The organism is Streptomyces sp. NPDC057307, from assembly GCF_042667665.1.
Classification (GTDB): domain Bacteria; phylum Actinomycetota; class Actinomycetes; order Streptomycetales; family Streptomycetaceae; genus Streptomyces.
The window spans coordinates 14,080-31,225 of record NZ_JBHUZM010000028.1 but is presented as its reverse complement, the minus strand read 5'-3'; the positions used below and the strand labels follow the sequence as shown (position 1 = coordinate 31,225).

At 72.2% G+C, this 17,146-nt stretch carries 19 protein-coding genes; 8 read left to right on the top strand and 11 right to left on the bottom strand.

Annotation, left to right across the window (positions count from 1 at the left end):
- The first annotated feature begins 132 nt into the window (after nucleotides 1–132).
- Together ACFUN8_RS13530 and ACFUN8_RS13525 are read left to right on the top strand one after the other, a co-directional pair.
- A complete protein-coding gene (locus ACFUN8_RS13530; protein WP_383635509.1) occupies nucleotides 133–1,545 on the top strand; it encodes an aldehyde dehydrogenase family protein in 1,413 nt (470 codons plus the stop codon).
- Nucleotides 1,546–1,562: 17 nt separating this feature from the next.
- Nucleotides 1,563–2,642 (top strand): Zn-dependent alcohol dehydrogenase, encoded by a 1,080-nt coding sequence (locus tag ACFUN8_RS13525; RefSeq protein ID WP_383635506.1) that lies wholly within the window; start codon nucleotides 1,563–1,565, stop codon nucleotides 2,640–2,642.
- A 7-nt stretch (nucleotides 2,643–2,649) separates the two neighbouring features.
- On the opposite strand, the gene ACFUN8_RS13520 is transcribed toward ACFUN8_RS13525, so the two are convergent.
- The 3 genes from ACFUN8_RS13520 to ACFUN8_RS13510 are packed head-to-tail and all read right to left on the bottom strand — an operon-like array spanning nucleotide 2,650 to nucleotide 5,126.
- On the bottom strand, nucleotides 2,650–3,657 hold the full coding sequence (locus ACFUN8_RS13520) for a DMT family transporter (protein ID WP_383635503.1): 1,008 nt from the start codon (nucleotides 3,655–3,657) through the stop codon (nucleotides 2,650–2,652).
- 33 nt (nucleotides 3,658–3,690) lie between these two features.
- Nucleotides 3,691–4,455, bottom strand: a complete 765-nt coding sequence (locus tag ACFUN8_RS13515) for an ArsR/SmtB family transcription factor (RefSeq protein ID WP_383635500.1) — start codon at nucleotides 4,453–4,455, stop codon at nucleotides 3,691–3,693.
- A gap of 14 nt (nucleotides 4,456–4,469) precedes the next feature.
- Nucleotides 4,470–5,126, bottom strand: a complete 657-nt coding sequence (locus tag ACFUN8_RS13510) for a TetR/AcrR family transcriptional regulator (RefSeq protein WP_383635497.1) — start codon at nucleotides 5,124–5,126, stop codon at nucleotides 4,470–4,472.
- A gap of 153 nt (nucleotides 5,127–5,279) precedes the next feature.
- On the opposite strand from ACFUN8_RS13510, the gene ACFUN8_RS13505 reads away from it, so the two are divergent.
- On the top strand, nucleotides 5,280–5,903 hold the full coding sequence (locus ACFUN8_RS13505) for a TetR/AcrR family transcriptional regulator (RefSeq protein WP_383635494.1): 624 nt from the start codon (nucleotides 5,280–5,282) through the stop codon (nucleotides 5,901–5,903).
- A gap of 19 nt (nucleotides 5,904–5,922) precedes the next feature.
- Here the strand turns inward: ACFUN8_RS13505 and ACFUN8_RS13500 are convergent, their stop codons facing one another.
- Nucleotides 5,923–6,384: a MaoC family dehydratase gene (locus ACFUN8_RS13500; RefSeq protein WP_383635491.1), complete on the bottom strand. Its 462-nt coding sequence runs from the start codon at nucleotides 6,382–6,384 to the stop codon at nucleotides 5,923–5,925.
- A 130-nt stretch (nucleotides 6,385–6,514) separates the two neighbouring features.
- Here ACFUN8_RS13500 and soxR point away from each other — a divergent pair, with 130 nt between their 5' ends.
- Nucleotides 6,515–6,985, top strand: coding sequence for a redox-sensitive transcriptional activator SoxR (gene soxR, locus ACFUN8_RS13495; RefSeq protein ID WP_383635488.1), 471 nt, complete (start codon nucleotides 6,515–6,517; stop codon nucleotides 6,983–6,985).
- Nucleotides 6,986–7,212: 227 nt separating this feature from the next.
- Here soxR and ACFUN8_RS13490 read toward each other — a convergent pair whose 3' ends face one another.
- Nucleotides 7,213–7,824, bottom strand: coding sequence for a hypothetical protein (locus ACFUN8_RS13490; RefSeq protein WP_383635485.1), 612 nt, complete (start codon nucleotides 7,822–7,824; stop codon nucleotides 7,213–7,215).
- A gap of 131 nt (nucleotides 7,825–7,955) precedes the next feature.
- Nucleotides 7,956–9,224, bottom strand: a complete 1,269-nt coding sequence (locus ACFUN8_RS13485; protein WP_383635482.1) for an exo-beta-N-acetylmuramidase NamZ domain-containing protein — start codon at nucleotides 9,222–9,224, stop codon at nucleotides 7,956–7,958.
- Nucleotides 9,225–9,444: 220 nt separating this feature from the next.
- Here ACFUN8_RS13485 and ACFUN8_RS13480 point away from each other — a divergent pair, with 220 nt between their 5' ends.
- From ACFUN8_RS13480 to ACFUN8_RS13470, 3 genes are read left to right on the top strand one after another with little or no spacing between them, the layout of a single operon-like run.
- A complete protein-coding gene (locus tag ACFUN8_RS13480) occupies nucleotides 9,445–10,212 on the top strand; it encodes an SDR family oxidoreductase (protein ID WP_383635479.1) in 768 nt (255 codons plus the stop codon).
- Complete coding sequence (locus tag ACFUN8_RS13475) at nucleotides 10,209–11,906, top strand: AMP-binding protein (protein ID WP_383635476.1); 1,698 nt, start codon at nucleotides 10,209–10,211, stop codon at nucleotides 11,904–11,906. Before ACFUN8_RS13480 ends, ACFUN8_RS13475 begins: the two co-directional genes overlap by 4 nt.
- 18 nt (nucleotides 11,907–11,924) lie before the next feature.
- Nucleotides 11,925–12,518 (top strand): TetR/AcrR family transcriptional regulator, encoded by a 594-nt coding sequence (locus tag ACFUN8_RS13470; RefSeq protein ID WP_382567514.1) that lies wholly within the window; start codon nucleotides 11,925–11,927, stop codon nucleotides 12,516–12,518.
- Nucleotides 12,519–12,540: 22 nt separating this feature from the next.
- On the opposite strand, the gene ACFUN8_RS13465 is transcribed toward ACFUN8_RS13470, so the two are convergent.
- The 3 genes from ACFUN8_RS13465 to ACFUN8_RS13455 all read right to left on the bottom strand — a co-directional run bounded on the left by ACFUN8_RS13465 (nucleotide 12,541) and on the right by ACFUN8_RS13455 (nucleotide 15,300).
- Entirely contained in the window at nucleotides 12,541–13,755 is a 1,215-nt protein-coding gene (locus tag ACFUN8_RS13465; RefSeq protein ID WP_383635473.1) for an acyl-CoA dehydrogenase family protein, read from the bottom strand.
- A gap of 8 nt (nucleotides 13,756–13,763) precedes the next feature.
- Complete coding sequence (locus tag ACFUN8_RS13460; RefSeq protein WP_383635470.1) at nucleotides 13,764–14,786, bottom strand: phosphotransferase family protein; 1,023 nt, start codon at nucleotides 14,784–14,786, stop codon at nucleotides 13,764–13,766.
- Nucleotides 14,787–15,003: 217 nt separating this feature from the next.
- Nucleotides 15,004–15,300, bottom strand: a complete 297-nt coding sequence (locus ACFUN8_RS13455; RefSeq protein WP_383635467.1) for a hypothetical protein — start codon at nucleotides 15,298–15,300, stop codon at nucleotides 15,004–15,006.
- Nucleotides 15,301–15,442: 142 nt separating this feature from the next.
- Here ACFUN8_RS13455 and ACFUN8_RS13450 point away from each other — a divergent pair, with 142 nt between their 5' ends.
- Nucleotides 15,443–16,402 (top strand): hypothetical protein, encoded by a 960-nt coding sequence (locus ACFUN8_RS13450; protein WP_383635464.1) that lies wholly within the window; start codon nucleotides 15,443–15,445, stop codon nucleotides 16,400–16,402.
- Nucleotides 16,403–16,438: 36 nt separating this feature from the next.
- Here ACFUN8_RS13450 and ACFUN8_RS13445 read toward each other — a convergent pair whose 3' ends face one another.
- Both ACFUN8_RS13445 and ACFUN8_RS13440 read right to left on the bottom strand, forming a co-directional pair.
- Entirely contained in the window at nucleotides 16,439–16,747 is a 309-nt protein-coding gene (locus tag ACFUN8_RS13445) for a DUF202 domain-containing protein (RefSeq protein ID WP_383635461.1), read from the bottom strand.
- Nucleotides 16,747–17,139 (bottom strand): YidH family protein, encoded by a 393-nt coding sequence (locus ACFUN8_RS13440; RefSeq protein WP_383635458.1) that lies wholly within the window; start codon nucleotides 17,137–17,139, stop codon nucleotides 16,747–16,749. Before ACFUN8_RS13440 ends, ACFUN8_RS13445 begins: the two co-directional genes overlap by 1 nt.
- Between the last annotated feature and the right edge of the window lie 7 nt (nucleotides 17,140–17,146).

Here is a 17,146-nt window from a genome sequence, read left to right as displayed (position 1 = left end):
GGGATGTGACGTTCGGGGATGTGACGTTCGGGACTCCCGAGGTCCCTGGCGCCGGAAAACTATCACCGCTAGTTTGGGAGGCGACGACGCCGAACCGCGGCCGCACACGGCAGTCCCCGGGAGGAACCAGCGATGAAGGCACACGACAGCATGTACATCGGCGGCGAGTGGCGGCCCGCCGCCGGCCCCGACACCATCGCCGTCGTCAACCCGGCGACCGAGCAGGTCATCGCGGAGGTCCCGGCCGGTACCGCCGAGGACGTCGACGCCGCCGTACGTGCCGCGCGGGCCGCCTTCCCCGGCTGGGCGGCCACCCCGCCCGCCGAACGCGCCGCGCGCCTCACGGCCCTGCGGGACGCGCTGGCCGCCCGTAAGGACGAGATCGCCGAGACCGTCACCGCCGAACTGGGCGCGCCGCTGCGGCTGTCGAAGGCGGTGCACGCCTCGGTGCCGGTGCTCGTCGCGGGCTCGTACGCCGAACTCGCCGCCTCCTACGCCTTCGAGGAGCGGATCGGCAACTCGACGGTGCTGATGGAGCCGGTGGGCGTCGTCGGCGCGATCACCCCCTGGAACTACCCGCTGCACCAGATAGTCGCCAAGGTCGCGCCCGCGCTCGCCGCCGGCTGCACGATCGTCGTCAAGCCCGCCGAGGACACCCCGCTGACCGCTCAGCTCTTCGCCGAGGCCGTCCACGAGGCGGGCCTGCCCGCGGGCGTCGTCAACGTGGTCACCGGGATCGGCGCCGTCGCCGGGCAGGCGCTCGCCGCGCACGAGGACGTCGACCTGGTCTCCTTCACCGGCTCCACCGCCGTCGGCCGGCGGATCGGTGCCACGGCCGGAGCGGCCGTCAAGCGCGTCGCGCTGGAGCTGGGCGGCAAGTCCGCCAACGTGATCCTGCCGAGCGCCGATCTCGCCAAGGCCGTCAAGGCCAATGTCGCCAACGTGATGACCAACTCGGGCCAGACGTGCAGCGCGTGGACCCGGATGCTGGTCCACACCGACCGGTACGACGAGGCGGTGGAGGCCGCGGGGGCGGCCGTCGCCTCGTACCGCGCGGGCGACCCGCACGACGAACTGTGCCGTCTGGGCCCCGTCGTCAACGCGACACAGCACGCCCGGGTGCGCGGCTACATAGAGAAGGGCGTCGCCGAGGGCGCCCGGCTGGTCGCGGGCGGGGCCCGACCGCCGCACGACACCGGCTACTTCGTCGCCCCGACGGTCTTCGCCGACGTCACCCCGGAGATGAGCATCGCGCAGGAGGAGATCTTCGGCCCCGTCCTGTCCATCCTCCGTTACGAGGACGAGGACGACGCCCTGCGGATCGCCAACGGCACCGTCTACGGCCTCGCCGGCGCCGTCTGGGCGGGCGAGGAGGACGAGGCCGTCGCCTTCGCGCGGCGGATGGACACGGGCCAGGTCGACATCAACGGCGGCCGGTTCAACCCCCTTGCCCCGTTCGGGGGTTACAAGCAGTCGGGCGTCGGCCGGGAACTCGGCCCGCACGGACTCGCCGAGTACCTCCAGACCAAGTCCCTCCAGTTCTGAGCCGGGAGAAACCGATCGTGGTCCGCGCCGCCGTCCTGCCCGCCGTCGGAGCTCCGCTGGAGATCACCGACATCGAACTGCCCGAGCCCGGCCCCGGCCGGGTGAGGATCCGCCTGGCCGCCGCCGGGGTCTGCCACTCCGACCTGTCCCTCACCGACGGCACCATGCGCCTGCCGGTCCCCGCCGTCCTCGGCCACGAGGGTGCGGGCACGGTCCTGGCCGTCGGCGAGGGCGTCACCCACGTCGCGCCGGGCGACGGAGCCGTACTCAACTGGGCGCCGTCCTGCGGAGAGTGCCACCACTGCCGGCTCGGCGAAGTCTGGCTCTGCGCCTCGGCGTTGACCGGCGCGGGCGGTGTCCACGCCCGTACGGCCGACGGCACGCAGCTCCATCCCGGCCTGAACGTCGCCGCGTTCGCCGAGGAGACGGTCGTCGCCGCGAACTGCGTCCTGCCCGCCCCCGACGGCATCCCGCTCACCGACGCCGCGCTGCTCGGCTGCGCCGTCCTCACCGGATACGGCGCCGTCCACCACTCCGCCCGGGTGCGCGCGGGCGAGACCGTCGTGGTCTTCGGCGTGGGCGGGGTCGGACTGGCGGTGCTCCAGTCCGCGCGTCTCGCCGGGGCCTCGACGATCGTCGCCGTCGATGTCTCCCCGGAGAAGGAGGAGTTGGCGCGGGCGGCCGGAGCCACGGACTATCTCGTCGCCTCCGCCACCACCGCCAAGGACGTCCGCAGGCTCACCGAAGGACAGGGCGCGGACGTCGCCGTCGAGTGCGTCGGCCGCGCCGTCACCATCCGCACCGCCTGGGAGTCCACCCGCCGGGGCGGCCGGACCACGGTCGTCGGCATCGGCGGCAAGGACCAGCACGTCACTTTCAACGCGCTGGAGTTGTTCCACTGGGGCCGGGCGCTGTCGGGGTGTGTGTACGGCAACTGCGACCCGGTCCGCGATCTGCCGGTCATCGCCGACCATGTCCGGGCCGGCCGCTTCGACCTCGGCTCGCTGGTGACGACCCGCATCACGCTGGACGGGATCCCGGCCGCGTTCGACGACATGGTCGCCGGACGCGGCGGCCGGGCTCTGATCGTCTTCTGAGTACGCCTCAAGTGGCCCGCGGCAGTGGGTCCTTCGGCCGGCGCGACCGGGAGCGCGCCACCGCCACGCCCGCCAGGCAGAGCACGCCACCGGCGAGCGTGAGCGGGCCGGGGATCTCGTCCAGCAGCAGCCAGGCCATCAGGACGACGATCGCCGGAACCGCGTAGGTCGTGGCGCCCATCCGCGACGCGGTCGTACGGGCCAGGGCGTACGCCCAGGTCGTGAACGCCAGCGCGGTCGGGAAGACGCCCAGATAGACCATGTTGAGCGTCGCGGACAGCGGCGCGTGCGCGGCGTCCTGCACGAGCTGCCAGCCGAAGGGCAGGCAGCCGACCGCCCCGATGAGCGCGCCGTACGTCGTGACCTGCAACGGTGTCGCGTACGCCAGCGTGGGCTTCTGCGCGACGACGCCGCCCGCGTACGCCACCGCCGCCACCAGGCAGAGCACGACGCCGAGTACGGAGGTGCTGCCGCCGCCCGCCATCGACAGACCGACCACCACGGCGCCGGCGAAGGAGACCGCCATGCCGGTGAGCAGCCGGGGAGCCAGGTTCTCACCCAGCAGGCGGAACGCGAGCAGCGCCATCAGCAGCGGCGCGATGTTCACGACGAGGGACGCCGTGCCCGCGTCGACGAGCTGTTCGCCCCAGTTGAGGACGACCGAGTAGCCGCCGAACCAGAGCAGTCCCGACACCACGATGCCGGGCCAGGCGGCGCGCGGCGGCAGCCCTTCGCGGCGTATCAGCAGGATCGCGACCAGCACCAGGGATCCGGTGAGCAGCCGGCCGAGCGCCAGCGCGCCCGGTGCGTACGCCTCGCCCGCGCTGCGGATGGAGACGAAGGCCGACGCCCAGAGGACGACGGTGACCCCGGCGGCGGCCAGGGCCAGCGGCTGCGCGCGGCCGGGCGCCGGGGTGGACGCCGGGCCGGGCGCCGGGGCGGATGTGCCGCCGGGAGGAGCGGTCGTCGGTGCGGCCGGGCGCGCCTGGGCGCCCGGACCGGAGAGGTTCGCCATGAGAGCGATGCTAAGCCCTTAACAGTTCGGCTGTCACCGAAGTATTGAGGGCTCGATCCCGAGCAGCTCGGCGAAGACCCGCTCCCCGGTCGGTGTCACCCGTACCGCCCGCTCCGTACCGATGCGCACGCACCACTTCGACTCCAGGGCGAGCCGGCACAGCCCCGCCCCCGCCACCCCCGCCAGATGGCGCCGGCGTTCCGTCCAGTCCAGACAGGAGCTGACCACCGGGCGCCGGCCGGCGACGCCCAGCGCGATTCCCCGCTCGCGGAACCACTCCGTGCCCTGCTCGGTGAGGGCGAAGCCCGCGTCCGTGAGCAGCAGTCCACGCCGTGACATGGCATCGGTGAGGGCCACCCCGAGCCGGCCGGCGAAGTGGTCGTAGCAGGTACGGCCGCGTGCCATGGCGCCGCTCGCCCGCGACGCGAGCACGATGTGGGGGCTGTCCCGGCCCGGCATGACGTGCGCGGCCAGCGACTCGACCAGTTCGGCGGTGGTCGCGTCGGCCAGCCGCACGTACCGGTGGCGGCCCTGCCGCTCCTCGGTGACCAGCCGGGCGGCGATCAGCTTCCCGATGTGCTCGCTGGCCGTGGACGCCGCGACACCGGCCTCGCGCGCCAGCTCACCCGCCGTCCAGGCGCGCCCGTCGAGCAGGGAGAGACAGAAGACGGCGCGGGTCTCGTCGGCGAGCAGCGCGGCGAAGCTCGCGAGGAGCGCGCCGGGGGACGCCGACGGGGCGGGCAGGTCGAAGGAGTCGGGGGTGGCGCCGATCGCGCCCGGGGTGGAGGTCTGCGGCATGCCTCCAGGGTGCCTCAAGAACTCTTCGGTGTGGCCCGAACTGTCTCGTACTGCGCGGCCAGCCCGTCGACCAGCGCCCTGAGCCCCGTCTCGAAGGCCCCCTCGTCCACCTGCTGCTGCCGCTCGGCGAGCAGATGGGCCTGGCCGAGGTGCGGATAGTCGGCGGGGTCGTACGCCGTCTCGTCGTCCACGAAGCCCCGCGCGAACGAGCCGAGCGCCGAGCCCGTGATGAAGTACCGCATCAGCGCCCCGATATGGGTCGCCTGGGTCGGCGGCCACCCCGCCCGTACCATCGCGCCGAAGACCGTGTCGGCCACCCGCAGGCCCGCCGGTCGGCGGCCGGGACCCTGGGCGAGCACGGGCACGATGTGCGGGTGCGCGGTGAGCGCGGCGCGGTAGGAGACGGCGTAGTCGTGCAGCGCGGTGCGCCAGTCCCGTCCGTCGTCCTCGTCGAACATCGACAGGTCGACCTGCGCGCTGACCGTGTCCGCGACGGCGTCCAGGATCTCGTCCTTGTTGCGGAAGTGGTTGTAGAGCGAGGGTCCGCTGACCCCCAGCTCCGCCGCCAGCCGGCGGGTGGAGACGGCGCCGAGCCCCTCGGCGTCCACGAGCGCGCCCGCGGTCGCGACGATGCGGTCTCTGCTGAGGAGCGGCTTGCGGGGTCGGGCCATGGCGCACATCGTATGGCTGTGACCCCGGCGCCGGGTCGTCGAGCGGTGCGGCACCGGCGGGACGGCGGTTCGAGCAGAGACCTAAGCGCTTGCTCACCCTCGGGGTAGGGTGTGCGTTCTGTTGACCGGAAGCCACCGGAAGGGGCGAGAGCGATGCGTACGGCGGAACGGACGGCCGACGGCGAGGGCATCCCGTGGGGCGAGGTCACCCCCGAGGCGGCCAGAAGGCTGCTCGTCGCCGCCGTGGAGGCGTTCGCCGAACGCGGGTACCACGCCACCACCACCCGCGACATCGCGAGCCGCGCCGGTATGAGCCCCGCGGCGCTCTACATCCACTACAAGACCAAGGAAGAACTGCTCCACCGGATCAGCCGGATCGGCCACGACAAGGCCCTGGAGATCCTTGACGCCGCCGCCGACCGCGACGGCACGGCCGCCGAGCGGCTCACCGACGCGATCCGCTCGTTCGTCGGCTGGCACGCGACACGCCACACCACGGCGCGTGTGGTCCAGTACGAACTCGACGCCCTCACCGAGGAGCACCGCGCCGAGATCGTCGAACTGCGCAGGCGCAGCGACGCGGCGGTGCGCCGGATCCTCCAGGACGGCGTACGGGACGGGGAGTTCGACGTCCCGGACGTGCCGGGCACCACCGTGGCCGTGCTGTCGCTCTGCATCGACGTGGCGCGCTGGTTCAACACACAGGGCCGCCGGACGCCCGACGAGGTCGGCGCGCTCTACGCCGACCTCGTGCTGCGCATGGTGGTGGCCGGGTGAACTCGCCCCCGGCCGTGGGTCAGAAGTAGTAGCGGGAGACCGACTCCGCGACGCACACCGGCTTCTCGCCGCCCTCGCGCTCCACCGTGACGACGGCGGTGACCTGCACGCCCCCGCCCGCCTCGGCGACCTCCTTCAGCACGGCCGTCGCGCGCACCCGTGAACCCGAGGGCACGGGTGCGGGGAAACGCACCTTGTTGGCGCCGTAGTTGACGCCCATCGTCACGTTCTGGACGGTCAGGATCTGCGGGACGAGGACCGGCAGGAGCGACAGCGTCAGATAGCCGTGCGCGATGGTCGTGCCGAACGGCCCCTTCGCCGCCTGCTCCGGGTCCACATGGATCCACTGGTGGTCCCCGGTGGCCTCGGCGAAGAGATCGATGCGCTTCTGGTCGACCTCCAGCCAGTCGCTGTGCCCCAACTGCTCGCCGACAGCGGCGCGCAGTTCCTCCGCGGATGTGAAGACCCTCGGCTCAGCCATGTCTGTCGATACCTGCCTCTCAAGCGCCGTCTCACGTGCCGTCCGCGCGGTGTCCAAGCGCTTGCTCAGCATGGTTGGGGCCGCCTGTCCTGTCAACGCGTGACACGGAGCCCGACGTAGGGTCGGTGACGTGCCGCAGATTCCGGAGAAGATCCATGAACTCACCGTCGGCCAACTCTCGGCGCGCAGCGGTGCCGCGACGTCGGCCCTGCACTTCTACGAGACGAAAGGGCTGATCACCAGCCGTCGGACCAGCGGCAACCAGCGCCGCTACAGCAGGGACACGCTCCGCAGGGTCGCCTTCGTGCGCGCGGCTCAGCGCGTCGGTATTCCGCTCGCCACCATCAGGGACGCTCTCGCGGAGCTTCCCGAGGGGCGCACCCCGAACCACGACGACTGGGCACGGCTGTCGGAGGCATGGCGCTCGGAACTGGACGAGCGCATCAAACAGCTCGGCCGGCTCCGGGACCATCTGACCGACTGCATCGGCTGCGGGTGTCTCTCGCTGGAGACCTGCGTACTGTCCAACCCCGACGACGTGTTCGGCGACCGGATGTCCGGCTCGCGGCTGCTGGCGGAGCGCAAGCGGGCGCCCCGGTAGGGGTCCTCGCGTCGCGGTCCCGGCCTGGTGTCCCGTACGTCCTGGTCGCGGTCGCGCCCTGAGCCGTACGCCCTGCTCGTGCCGTACGCCTTGCTCGTGCCGTACGCCTTGCTCGTGCTGTACGTCCTGCTCGCGCCGTACGTCCTGACGGATCGGCGCGCCCCTGACCGATCCGTACCGATCCGTATGCCGTCCGCCGTCGACGGCCTGTCCCGCCCGGGGGCGGGTCAGGCCACCGAGGCCAACTCCCGCTGCCGTACGCGCTTCGCCCGCTCCATGGCCTCGGACGTAAGAACGGGCCGTGGCACGACAATGCCACAGCCCTTGCACACCGCTCCCGACCACGGAGCCTGCGACAGATCCGGCCGCCAGACGATTCCCTTCTCCGCGCACACCGGGCACGCGCCGCCCGGTCCCGACTCCAGCCCGGCGATCAGCCGGCGCAACACCTCGGCCAGGGGCTCCGTCGGGTGCACGGCCGGGTCGTCGCACCGCGCCACTCCGTTGCCGCCCCAGGTCCTGCGGTGCCAGTCGTCGAACGTGCCGGGTCTTCTCAGCCCGTCGTGCTTCTCGCGCTTACGGCGCTTGGCGAACTGTGTCTCGTACGCCAGCCAGACGGCCCGAGCCTCCTCCAGTTCGTCCAGCGCGGCCATCAGCCGCACCGGATCGGGAGCCCTGTCCTCCGGCTCGATGTCGTGCCGTTCACACAGATGGTCCCATGTGGCTCGATGCCCATAAGGGGCAAACCGCTCAAGGCACTTACGCAGTGAATACCGGCGTAGTGCCAGGTCACATCGGGGATCGCGCACCTGTCTCGCGAGACTCCGGAATCCGGCCATCGCCTGCCACCTCCGTCGTTGCTGCATCGGCGTCATCCAATAGACGTACGCGTGCCCGATCCGGCTCCATCGAAAATGCGATGGCAGCCATCAGACGGCTTTTCACCCCTGAGGACCGCCATCAGCCCCGCTCAGCGGTACTGGAGGTACCGCTCACGGGTCGCCCGGAACGCCGCGAGTTCACCGCGCCAGGCGCCGACCACCTCGTCCGTGTCCGCGCCCGCGTCAATCAATGTGCGTACGGACGTGGAGCCGGTGAGCTTGTCGATCCAGTTGTCCTCGCGCCAGGCGAAGCCGCTCCACGCCCTCTTCGCCGTCACCAGCAGCGCGATGCCGGTACGCACCGGGTCGAACGACTCCCGGTCGTGGACGTGCAGTTGGACCCCGCCGACCGTCCTCCCCTGGAACTTGGAGAACGTCGGTGCGAAGTACGCCTCGCGGAAGCGCACCCCGCGCAGCCCCTCGGCGTCGGCGGCCTCGGCCCACGCGCCGTCGACGCCCTCGGCGCCCAGCAGTTCGAAGGGGCGGGTCGTGCCGCGGCCCTCGGAGAGGTTGGTGCCCTCGAAGAGGCAGGTGCCCGAGTAGACCAACGCGGTCTCCGGCGTCGGCATGTTGGGGCTCGGCGGGACCCAGGGCAGGCCGGTCCCGTCGAAGAAGTCGGAGCGGCGCCAGCCGGACATCCTCACGATGTCCAGCCGCTCCACCGGCCGGTCGAGGAACTCGCCGTTGAAGAGCAGCGCCAGTTCGGTGACCGTCATGCCGTGCGCCTGCGCGATGGGCTTGCGGCCGACGAACGTCGCGAACTCCGGGTGCAGGACCGGTCCGAGGGCCGCCCGCCCGGTGACGGGGTTGGGGCGGTCGAGCACGACGAAGCGCTTGCCGGCGAGGGCCGCCGCCTCCATGCAGTCGTACAGCGTCCAGATGTAGGTGTAGAAGCGGGCGCCCGCGTCCTGGATGTCGAAGACGACCGTGTCGACACCGGACGCGGTGAAGATGTCCGCGAGGCGCTGCCCGCTGGTCTGGTACGTGTCGTACACCGGCAGCCCGGTCGCCGGGTCGTCGTACCTGCCCTCGGAGCCGCCGGCCTGGGCCGTGCCCCGGAAGCCGTGCTCGGGACCGAAGACGGCGGTCAGGTCGACGCGTTCGTCCGGGTGCATGACATCGACGATGTGCCGTACGTCCCGCGTGACGCCGGTCGGGTTGGTGACGATCCCGACCCGCTGGCCGGCGAGCAGCCGGTAGCCGTCGGCCGCCAGCCGGTCGAAGCCCGTACGGACCCGCCCGCCCCCGCCGCCCCGGCCCCGGTCCGCCGCGACGGCGGGAGCACCGGCCACCCCCACCGCCCCCACCGCTCCCACCACGCCGCCCGCGGCGAGCAAACCCCGTCTGGACAGGCTCATTCGGCCACCTCCGTGATCACATGCTCTGTCATGTCCACGGACTCTAGGGCGTGTCCCGCCGATCGCACCCCGTCCGGGCGCGGCGGCCGCGGGGGTGCGCGGGCCCGTACGCGGCGAAGCGGCGCCCGTTCCGTCCACGCCCTTCCGTCACGACATACCGACTGGTTAGTCTGCCGGGGTCGAGCGGTGTGTGCCGCGGTGAACCGGAGAGGCAGGTCCGATGAGTACGGTGCGGGGCGCGCGAGTGGTGGTCACGGGAGCCGGCGGCGGTATCGGTGCCGCGCTCGCCCGCAGATTCGTCGCCGGGGGCGCCCATGTGGTCGTCAACGACCTCGACGCCGTCAAGGCCCACGCCGTCGCCGAGTCCATCGGCGCCGCCGCCGCCCTGCCGGGCGACGCCTCCGCCGTGGTCAGGCAGGCACGCGAGGCGCTCGGCGGCGCCGTCGACATCTACTGCGCCAACGCGGGCGTCGGCTCGGCCGGTGACGCCTTCGCCGACGAGGACGTCTGGGCGTCGGCCTGGGACGTCAACGTGATGGCGCACGTACGCGCCTCCCGGATCCTGCTGCCCGACTGGCTGGAGCGCGGCACGGGCCGGTTCGTCTCCACCGTCTCCGCCGCCGGACTGCTCACCATGATCGGCGCGGCGCCGTACAGCGTCACCAAGCACGGCGCGCTCGCCTACGCGGAATGGCTCTCCCTGACCTACCGCCACCGCGGCCTCAAGGTCCACGCGATCTGCCCGCAGGGAGTCCGTACGGACATGCTGGCCGCCACGGGATCGGCGGGCGACCTTGTACTCGCCCCGACCGCGATCGAACCCGAGGACGTCGCCGACGCGCTGTTCGACGCGATGGACGAGGACCGGTTCCTGGTGCTGCCGCACGCCGAGGTGGCGGGCTACTACCGGGCGCGGGCCGGCGACCCCGACCGCTGGCTGACCAGCATGAACCAGATCCAGCAGAAGTGGGAAGGAGCCGGGCTGTGACGGCGCTCAGCTACGCGGACAAACCCTGGATCGGCCGGCTCACCGAGGCCCAGGCGTCCGTCATCCACCCGCCCGCCTCCGTCCTGCACGCCTTCCGCGCCGCCGCCGACCGGGCACCCCAGCACCCCGCGCTCGTCTACTTCGACGGCCGGCTCAGCTACGGCGAGACCGACGCGCTCTCCGACTCCGTCGCCGGCCATCTGGCCGCCCAGGGCCTGGCGCGCGGCGACCGCGTCGCGATCATGCTCCAGAACACCCCGCAGTTCGTCATCGCGCTGCTCGGCGCCTGGAAGGCCGGGGCGATCGTCGTCCCGGTCAACCCGATGTACAAGTCGACCGAGGTCGGCCATGTCCTCACGGACGCCGGAGTGACCGCGCTGGTCTGCTCCGACGGCGCGTGGGAGTCGTTCCTCCGCGACACCGTGCGGACGTCCCCCGTGCGGATCGTCCTGACCGTCGCCGAGCACGAACTCCAGACCCGCGACGACCCCCGCGTGCTCGGCTTCGACCGGCTGCCGCGCCCCACCGACACCGACGATCTGCTCACCGTCGCCCGCCAGGGCCTGCCCGCGCCCGCCGAACGCGACCCGGCGGCCACCGACGTGGCGCTGATCAGCTACACCTCGGGCACCAGCGGCATCCCCAAGGGCGCGATGAACGCCCACGGCAACATCACCGTCAACGCCGAGCGCCAGCGCGTCGGCCACCCCCTCGCGGAGGGCGCCGGCTACTTCGTCCTCGCCCCGCTCTTCCACATCACCGGACTCGTCTGCGAACTGGCCGCCTGTATCGCCAACGCGGGCACGCTGATCCTCGCGTACCGCTTCGAACCCGGCGTCGTCCTCGACGCGTTCACCGAACACCGCCCCGCCTACACCGTCGGACCCTCCACCGCCTTCATGGCGCTCGCCGCCCACCCGGCCGCCACGCCCGACCACTTCAGCTCCTTCGCCGTGATCTCCTCCGGCGGCGCCCCGGTGCCGCCCGCGCTGGTCGAGAAGTTCCGCGCCGGCTTCGGCCCGTATCTGCGCAACGGCTACGGGCTCACCGAGTGCACCGCCCCCTGCGCGTCCGTGCCGCCCGAGAGGGAGGCGCCCGTCGACCCGGTCTCCGGCACCCTGTCCGTCGGCCTCCCCGGCCCCGACTCCGTCGTGCGGATCGTCGACGAGGAGGGCGGGGACGTCCCCTTCGGCGAGCACGGCGAGATAGCCGTACGCGGCCCCCAGGTCGTCTCCGGCTACTGGAAGCAGCCCGCCGCCACCGCCGAGACGTTCCCCGACGGCGAGCTGCGCACCGGCGACATCGGCTTCATGGACACCGACGGCTGGCTCTACGTCGTGGACCGCAAGAAGGACATGATCAACGCCTCCGGCTTCAAGGTCTGGCCGCGCGAGGTCGAGGACGTCCTCTACACGCACCCCGCGGTGCGCGAGGCGGCCGTGGTCGGCATCCCCGACGACTACCGCGGGGAGAGCGTGAAGGCGTACGTCAGCCTCCGGCCGGGGGCGGCGGCCGACCCCGCCGAACTGGCCGCGTACTGCGCCGAACGGCTCGCCGCGTACAAATATCCACGCCAGGTCGAGGTCCTGCCCGAGCTGCCCAAAACCACGAGTGGGAAGATCCTGAGGCGGGAGCTGCGTTCACGCCGCAGGACGGCGGCGGACACCACGGTGGCGGACCCCGCGGGGAACTGAGAGAGGCAGGCGGCGACAGTGGCCAGAACGACGGACGGGAACGGTGCGCCCGTACCCCAGCGGCTGCTGGCCGCCGCCACCCGGCTCTTCGCCGAGCAGGGCTACGGCAGCACGTCGGTCCAGGAGATCGTGGAGGCGGCGGGCGTCACCAAGGGCGCGCTCTACCACTACTTCGGCTCCAAGGAAGACCTCCTCCAGGAGGTGTACGCGCGGGTGCTCCGCCTCCAGCAGGAGCGGCTGGACGCCTTCGCCGACGCCGACGAGCCCGTGGAGCGACGGCTGCGCGCGGCGGCGGCCGACGTGGTCGTGACCACCATCGAGAACCTGGACGACGCGGCGATCTTCTTCCGCTCGATGCACCATCTGAGCCCGGAGAAGAACAAACAGGTACGGGCCGAGCGACGGCGCTACCACGAGCGGTTCCGCGCGCTGGTCGAAGAGGGACAGCGCAGCGGGGTGTTCACCTCCGCCACACCGTCCGACCTGGTGGTGGACTACCACTTCGGCTCGGTCCACCACCTCTCCACCTGGTACCGCCCGGACGGCCCGCTCACGCCGCAGCAGGTCGCCGACCACCTGGCGGACCTGCTGCTGCGCGCGCTGCGCCCCTGACGCGGGGCCTTCGGGAGACGGCCTAGAGGTACTTCTTCAACTCCCGGCGTGCCAGCGACCGTTGGTGCACCTCGTCCGGCCCGTCCGCCAGCCGCAGCGTCCGCGCCGCCGCCCACAGCTCCGCCAGCGGGTAGTCCTGGCTGACCCCGCCGGCGCCGTGCAGCTGCACCGCGCTGTCGATGATGTCGACCACCGCGCGCGGGGTCGCGATCTTGATGGCCTGGATCTCCGTGTGCGCGCCCCGGTTGCCGACCGTGTCCATCAGCCAGGCCGTCTTGAGCACCAGCAGCCGCAGTTGCTCGACGCTCACCCGGGCGTCGGCGATCCAGTTCTGGACCACGCCCTGCTGGGCGATGGACTTGCCGAAGGCCGTACGGGAGACCGCCCGCCGGCACATCAGCTCGATGGCGCGCTCGGCCATGCCGATCAGCCGCATGCAGTGATGGATCCGGCCGGGGCCGAGCCGGGCCTGGGCGATGGCGAAGCCGCCGCCCTCCTCGCCGATCAGCTGGTCCGCCGGGACGCGGACGTCGGTGAAGGACACCTCGGCGTGGCCGCCGTGGGAGTGGTCCTCGTAGCCGTACACGCTCATCGCGCGCTCGACGGTGAGGCCGGGGGTGTCGCGCGGGACGAGGATCATCGACTGCTGGCGGCGGGTGTCGGCGCCGTCCGGGTCGGTCTTGCCCATCACGATGAAGATGCGGCAGTCCGGGTTCATGGCCCCGGAGATGTACCACTTGCGGCCGTTGATCATATACTCGTCGCCGACGCGCTCGATCCGGGTGCGGATGTTCGTCGCGTCGGACGAGGCGACCTCCGGCTCGGTCATCGCGAACGCCGAGCGGATCTCACCGGCGAGCAGCGGCTCCAGCCAGCGCTTCTTCTGCTCGTCGCTGCCGAACTGGGCCAGCACCTCCATGTTCCCGGTGTCGGGCGCCGCGCAGTTGAGCGCCGTCGGGGCCAAGTGCGGGCTGTGGCCGGTGATTTCGGCGAGCGGCGCGTACTGGAGGTTGGTCAGCCCGGCGCCGTGCTCCGCGTCGGGGAGGAAGAGATTCCACAGCCCCCTCCGGCGGGCCTCGGCCTTCAGCTCGCCCACGATCGACGGGGTTTCCCACGGATCGGCGAGCCGGGCCCGCTGTTCGTGCGCGACGGCCTCGGCGGGGCGGATGTGCTCGTCCATGAAGTCCAGCAGCTCGCTGCGGAGTTCCTCGGTACGGGCGTCGAATGCGAAGTCCATGGGTGCGGTCAGCCTTCCTGCAGGGTGGTGAGGCCGTGCTCGATGAAGACGGGGACGAGATCCCCGATGCGCTCGAATCCGCCGCCGACCGTCTGGCCCAGCGTGTAGCGGTAGTGGATGCCTTCGAGGATCACGGCGAGCTTGAACCAGGCGAAGGCCGTGTACCAGGCGATCGCCGAGGTGTCGCGGCCCGATCCGGCGGCGTAGCGCGCGATCAGCTCGGCCGGGGAAGGATGGCCGGCCGCGCCGGCGGTCGTACTGATCGGGGAGCCGGGGATCTCCAGCGGCGCGCTGTACATCACCAGCAGACCGAGGTCGGTCAGCGGATCGCCGAGCGTGGACATCTCCCAGTCCAGCACGGCCCTGATGCGGTCGTCGTCGCCGATCAGGACGTTGTCCAGCCGGTAGTCGCCGTGAATGACCGTGGGCGCGGGGGAGTTGGGCAGGGAGCGGCTGAGAGCCGCGTGCAACTCGTCCACGCCGGGCAGGTCCCGGTTGCGCGAGGCGTCCAACTGCTTGCCCCATCGACGCAGTTGGCGGTCGAGGAAGCCCTCGGGCCGGCCGAAGTCGGCGAGCCCCACCGCCGAGGGGTCGACCGCGTGCAGTTCGACCAGGGTGTCGACCAGGCCGAGGACCGCGGTGCGGGTCCGTTCGGGGCCGAGGGGGGCGAGCTGTTCGGCCGTACGGTACGGCGTCCCCGTGACGTACTCCATCACGTAGAAGGGCGCCCCGAGCACGTCGGGGTCCTCGCACAGCAGCAGCGGCTCGGGCACCGGCACGGCGGTCGGGTGCAGGGCGCTGATCACCCGGAACTCGCGCTTCATGTCGTGCGCCGTGGCGAGGACATGGCCGAGCGGGGGCCTGCGGACGACCCGGTCGTGGGCGCCGTCGGTGACGAGATACGTCAGGTTCGACCGGCCGCCCTCGATCAGCCGGGCGCTCAGCGGTCCACTCACCAGACCGGGGCGCTCGCGGTCGAGGTGGCCGCGCAGCCGCTCCGGGTCGAGTCCTGGCGGGGGACTGGCGCTCATCGGTCGTACCTCCATGGGCGGGCGGTATGGCGGGCGGGGGCGGTGGAGAGCCTTCGCCGTTCATGATGCCGACCAGTCGGTATGCCGTCCAGTGGATGACGGGAAACCGCCGGAGGGAGTGACGGGATCGACGGGCGTGCGGATCGATGCGCCGGGCCCGGCGGAACCGGACCCGGCCGGTCATGTCCTCGCTGTACGTCCGGGGTGCGCGCCCGGGTCAGTGGTCGTCCCAGTGGCCTTCGTGCGCGGCGTGCCGGTGGCCGTCGTGGACGTAGTCCTTGTGGTCGCCGTGCGCGACGGCAGGGTGGCCGCAGCCCTCGCCGTGCTGGTGGGGATGGCTCTCGTGGACGACGTGGGCGACGGGCTCGCACTCGTCCCAGTGCTCGACGTGCTTCCGGTGCAGATGACCGTCGTGCGCGTAGTCGACATGGTCGCCGTGCCGTACCTCGGTGTGGCCGCAGGTCGGTCCGTGGGCGTGCTGGTGCGTGGGGTGTTCCTGGTGAAGAGGCGTCATGATGTGCACCTTTGTTGGGTTGAATGGCTATTCGCGAAGCCGGTCGGGACGCTACCAGGCATGTCCGTGATGACCGGTAGGTCCGGTTCGCGTGCCGTAAATCGAATGACCGCACGGGGCACGCGGTGCTGAACTGGGAGGTATGACCGCCGAAGCAGCGCCGCCGCCCCGGCCCTACCGCTGGTCGCTGTCCTCGTTCGGCGGCGGCCGGCCCGACCAACTCGGCACGCTCCCCGCCCCGCGGGACCAGAGCCCGCCCTCCGCGCTGGTCCTCGCCGAGCTGACCGGCGTCACCGCCAAGGTCCTCGCCCGCTCCGACGGCGCCGACCTCTGCTTCCTCGGCCGGTCGCTGGACTCCATGTACGACCTGCTGACCGGCGCGCTGGAACACTCGCCGTGGGACGGGCGGCTGCTGCGGCTGCCGGTCTCCTGCATGACCGACACCCACTGGAGCCCCGCCGCCGTCGGCCGCTTCCGCGAGCACCTCGCCTCCGTGGGCCTGGAGCCGTACGCGCTGGCGCGCCGCAAACGCCCCGTCGCCCTGGTCGACGTCGTCTGCGAGGGGCGGAGCTACGGCACCCTCCACGGCCGACTCGCCGACTGGATCGAGGAGAGCCGCGAACCGTGGGCGGTCATCCGGCGCAAGCTCCGGTACGTCGCGGTGACCCCGCGCACCCGCACCAGCCCGAACACCTGGCGCTGGCAGCAGGACCCCGGCAACGCGTGGGTACGGACCCTGCCCGCGCACCAGGTGACCGACGTGTCCCTCGACGGCCGTGTGTGGCGGTATCTCGCCGACGACCAGCCGAAGGTCAACCAGTCGTTCCCGCACTGGAACTGGTTCGACGAGGAGTCGACCCTGCCCCCCCGCCACCACGAGGTCGCCCGCGCGCTCGCCGAGGCCCGGTACTTCACCGAGGCGGGCCGCGGCACCCGCCTCCGGGAGGAACTGATCCGGCTGATGGCCCGTGAGCCGGGCTTCGCGGGACGCGAACAGCGCAGGATCGCGCTGGCGCTCCGCACGAGATCAACCTCCCGCACGGGCTCGGGCACCCGCCCCCGCGCGGGCACCCGGGCGCGGTACAAGACGGGCAACCGCTAGGGCCTGTCCGGGGCCCTGTCCGCTGAATCCAAGCCCTCAGAGCACCGTCACGCCGAACGCCGCCAGACCGACCACGCACACCGCCGCCGCGACCCCCGCGCGCACCGGCAGCGCGCGCGGCTCCGCCGTGTCCAGCGCCACCGTCCGCCGGTGCGCCACCCACAGGAACGCCAGCCAGACCAGCGCGCTCAGCGCCGCCGCGACCACCCCCGCGACCGTCACGTCGTCCCGCACGACCTGCCGGCCCGCGAGCACCGCCACGACCGTGTACGTCAGGGTCGTACGCCGCCAGGCCAGCCGGGTCCGCTCCGGCTGCAGGCCGGGGTCCCGCGTGGTCTCACCCATCAGCCGGTCCGGCCCAGCAGCACCACGACCAGCATGATCACCGCGACGGCCGCGACGGACAGACCCAGCAGCGTCGGGAACGGCGTCACCGGCAGATCCTCGCCCCGGCGCATCGCCCGCTCGCTGCGCACCCACTGGCTGATCGCCCGCAGCGCGCTGAGCGCGCCGATGGCGAAGAGCACCACGGCCAGCCCCACCCGGACGCCCCACCGCAGGTCCGGCAGGAACTGGTCGACCGCGAATCCGCCGCCCACCAGGGCGAGCGCGGTACGGATCCAGGCGAGGAACGTGCGCTCGTTGGCGAGCGAGAAGCGGTAGTCGGGGGTCGTACCCTCGTCGCTGATCCGCCGGGGCGCGAACCACAGGCGCAGGCTCCGCACAAAGTCGATCACCCGTCGC

Excerpts from the sequence above, each read along its gene's own strand:
- ACFUN8_RS13465 (WP_383635473.1), bottom strand. The coding sequence starts at position 13,755 with ATGGACTTCGCATTCGACGCCCGTACCGAGGAACTCCGCAGCGAGCTG.
- ACFUN8_RS13500 (WP_383635491.1), bottom strand. The coding sequence starts at position 6,384 with ATGGCTGAGCCGAGGGTCTTCACATCCGCGGAGGAACTGCGCGCCGCT.
- ACFUN8_RS13445 (WP_383635461.1), bottom strand. The coding sequence starts at position 16,747 with ATGGGTGAGACCACGCGGGACCCCGGCCTGCAGCCGGAGCGGACCCGG.
- ACFUN8_RS13485 (WP_383635482.1), bottom strand. The coding sequence starts at position 9,224 with ATGAGCCTGTCCAGACGGGGTTTGCTCGCCGCGGGCGGCGTGGTGGGA.
- ACFUN8_RS13490 (WP_383635485.1), bottom strand. The coding sequence starts at position 7,824 with ATGGCCGGATTCCGGAGTCTCGCGAGACAGGTGCGCGATCCCCGATGT.
- ACFUN8_RS13530 (WP_383635509.1), top strand. The coding sequence starts at position 133 with ATGAAGGCACACGACAGCATGTACATCGGCGGCGAGTGGCGGCCCGCC.
- ACFUN8_RS13515 (WP_383635500.1), bottom strand. The coding sequence starts at position 4,455 with ATGCCGCAGACCTCCACCCCGGGCGCGATCGGCGCCACCCCCGACTCC.
- ACFUN8_RS13505 (WP_383635494.1), top strand. The coding sequence starts at position 5,280 with ATGCGTACGGCGGAACGGACGGCCGACGGCGAGGGCATCCCGTGGGGC.
- ACFUN8_RS13455 (WP_383635467.1), bottom strand. The coding sequence starts at position 15,300 with ATGACGCCTCTTCACCAGGAACACCCCACGCACCAGCACGCCCACGGA.
- ACFUN8_RS13460 (WP_383635470.1), bottom strand. The coding sequence starts at position 14,786 with ATGAGCGCCAGTCCCCCGCCAGGACTCGACCCGGAGCGGCTGCGCGGC.
- ACFUN8_RS13510 (WP_383635497.1), bottom strand. The coding sequence starts at position 5,126 with ATGGCCCGACCCCGCAAGCCGCTCCTCAGCAGAGACCGCATCGTCGCG.
- ACFUN8_RS13520 (WP_383635503.1), bottom strand. The coding sequence starts at position 3,657 with ATGGCGAACCTCTCCGGTCCGGGCGCCCAGGCGCGCCCGGCCGCACCG.
- ACFUN8_RS13450 (WP_383635464.1), top strand. The coding sequence starts at position 15,443 with ATGACCGCCGAAGCAGCGCCGCCGCCCCGGCCCTACCGCTGGTCGCTG.
- ACFUN8_RS13480 (WP_383635479.1), top strand. The coding sequence starts at position 9,445 with ATGAGTACGGTGCGGGGCGCGCGAGTGGTGGTCACGGGAGCCGGCGGC.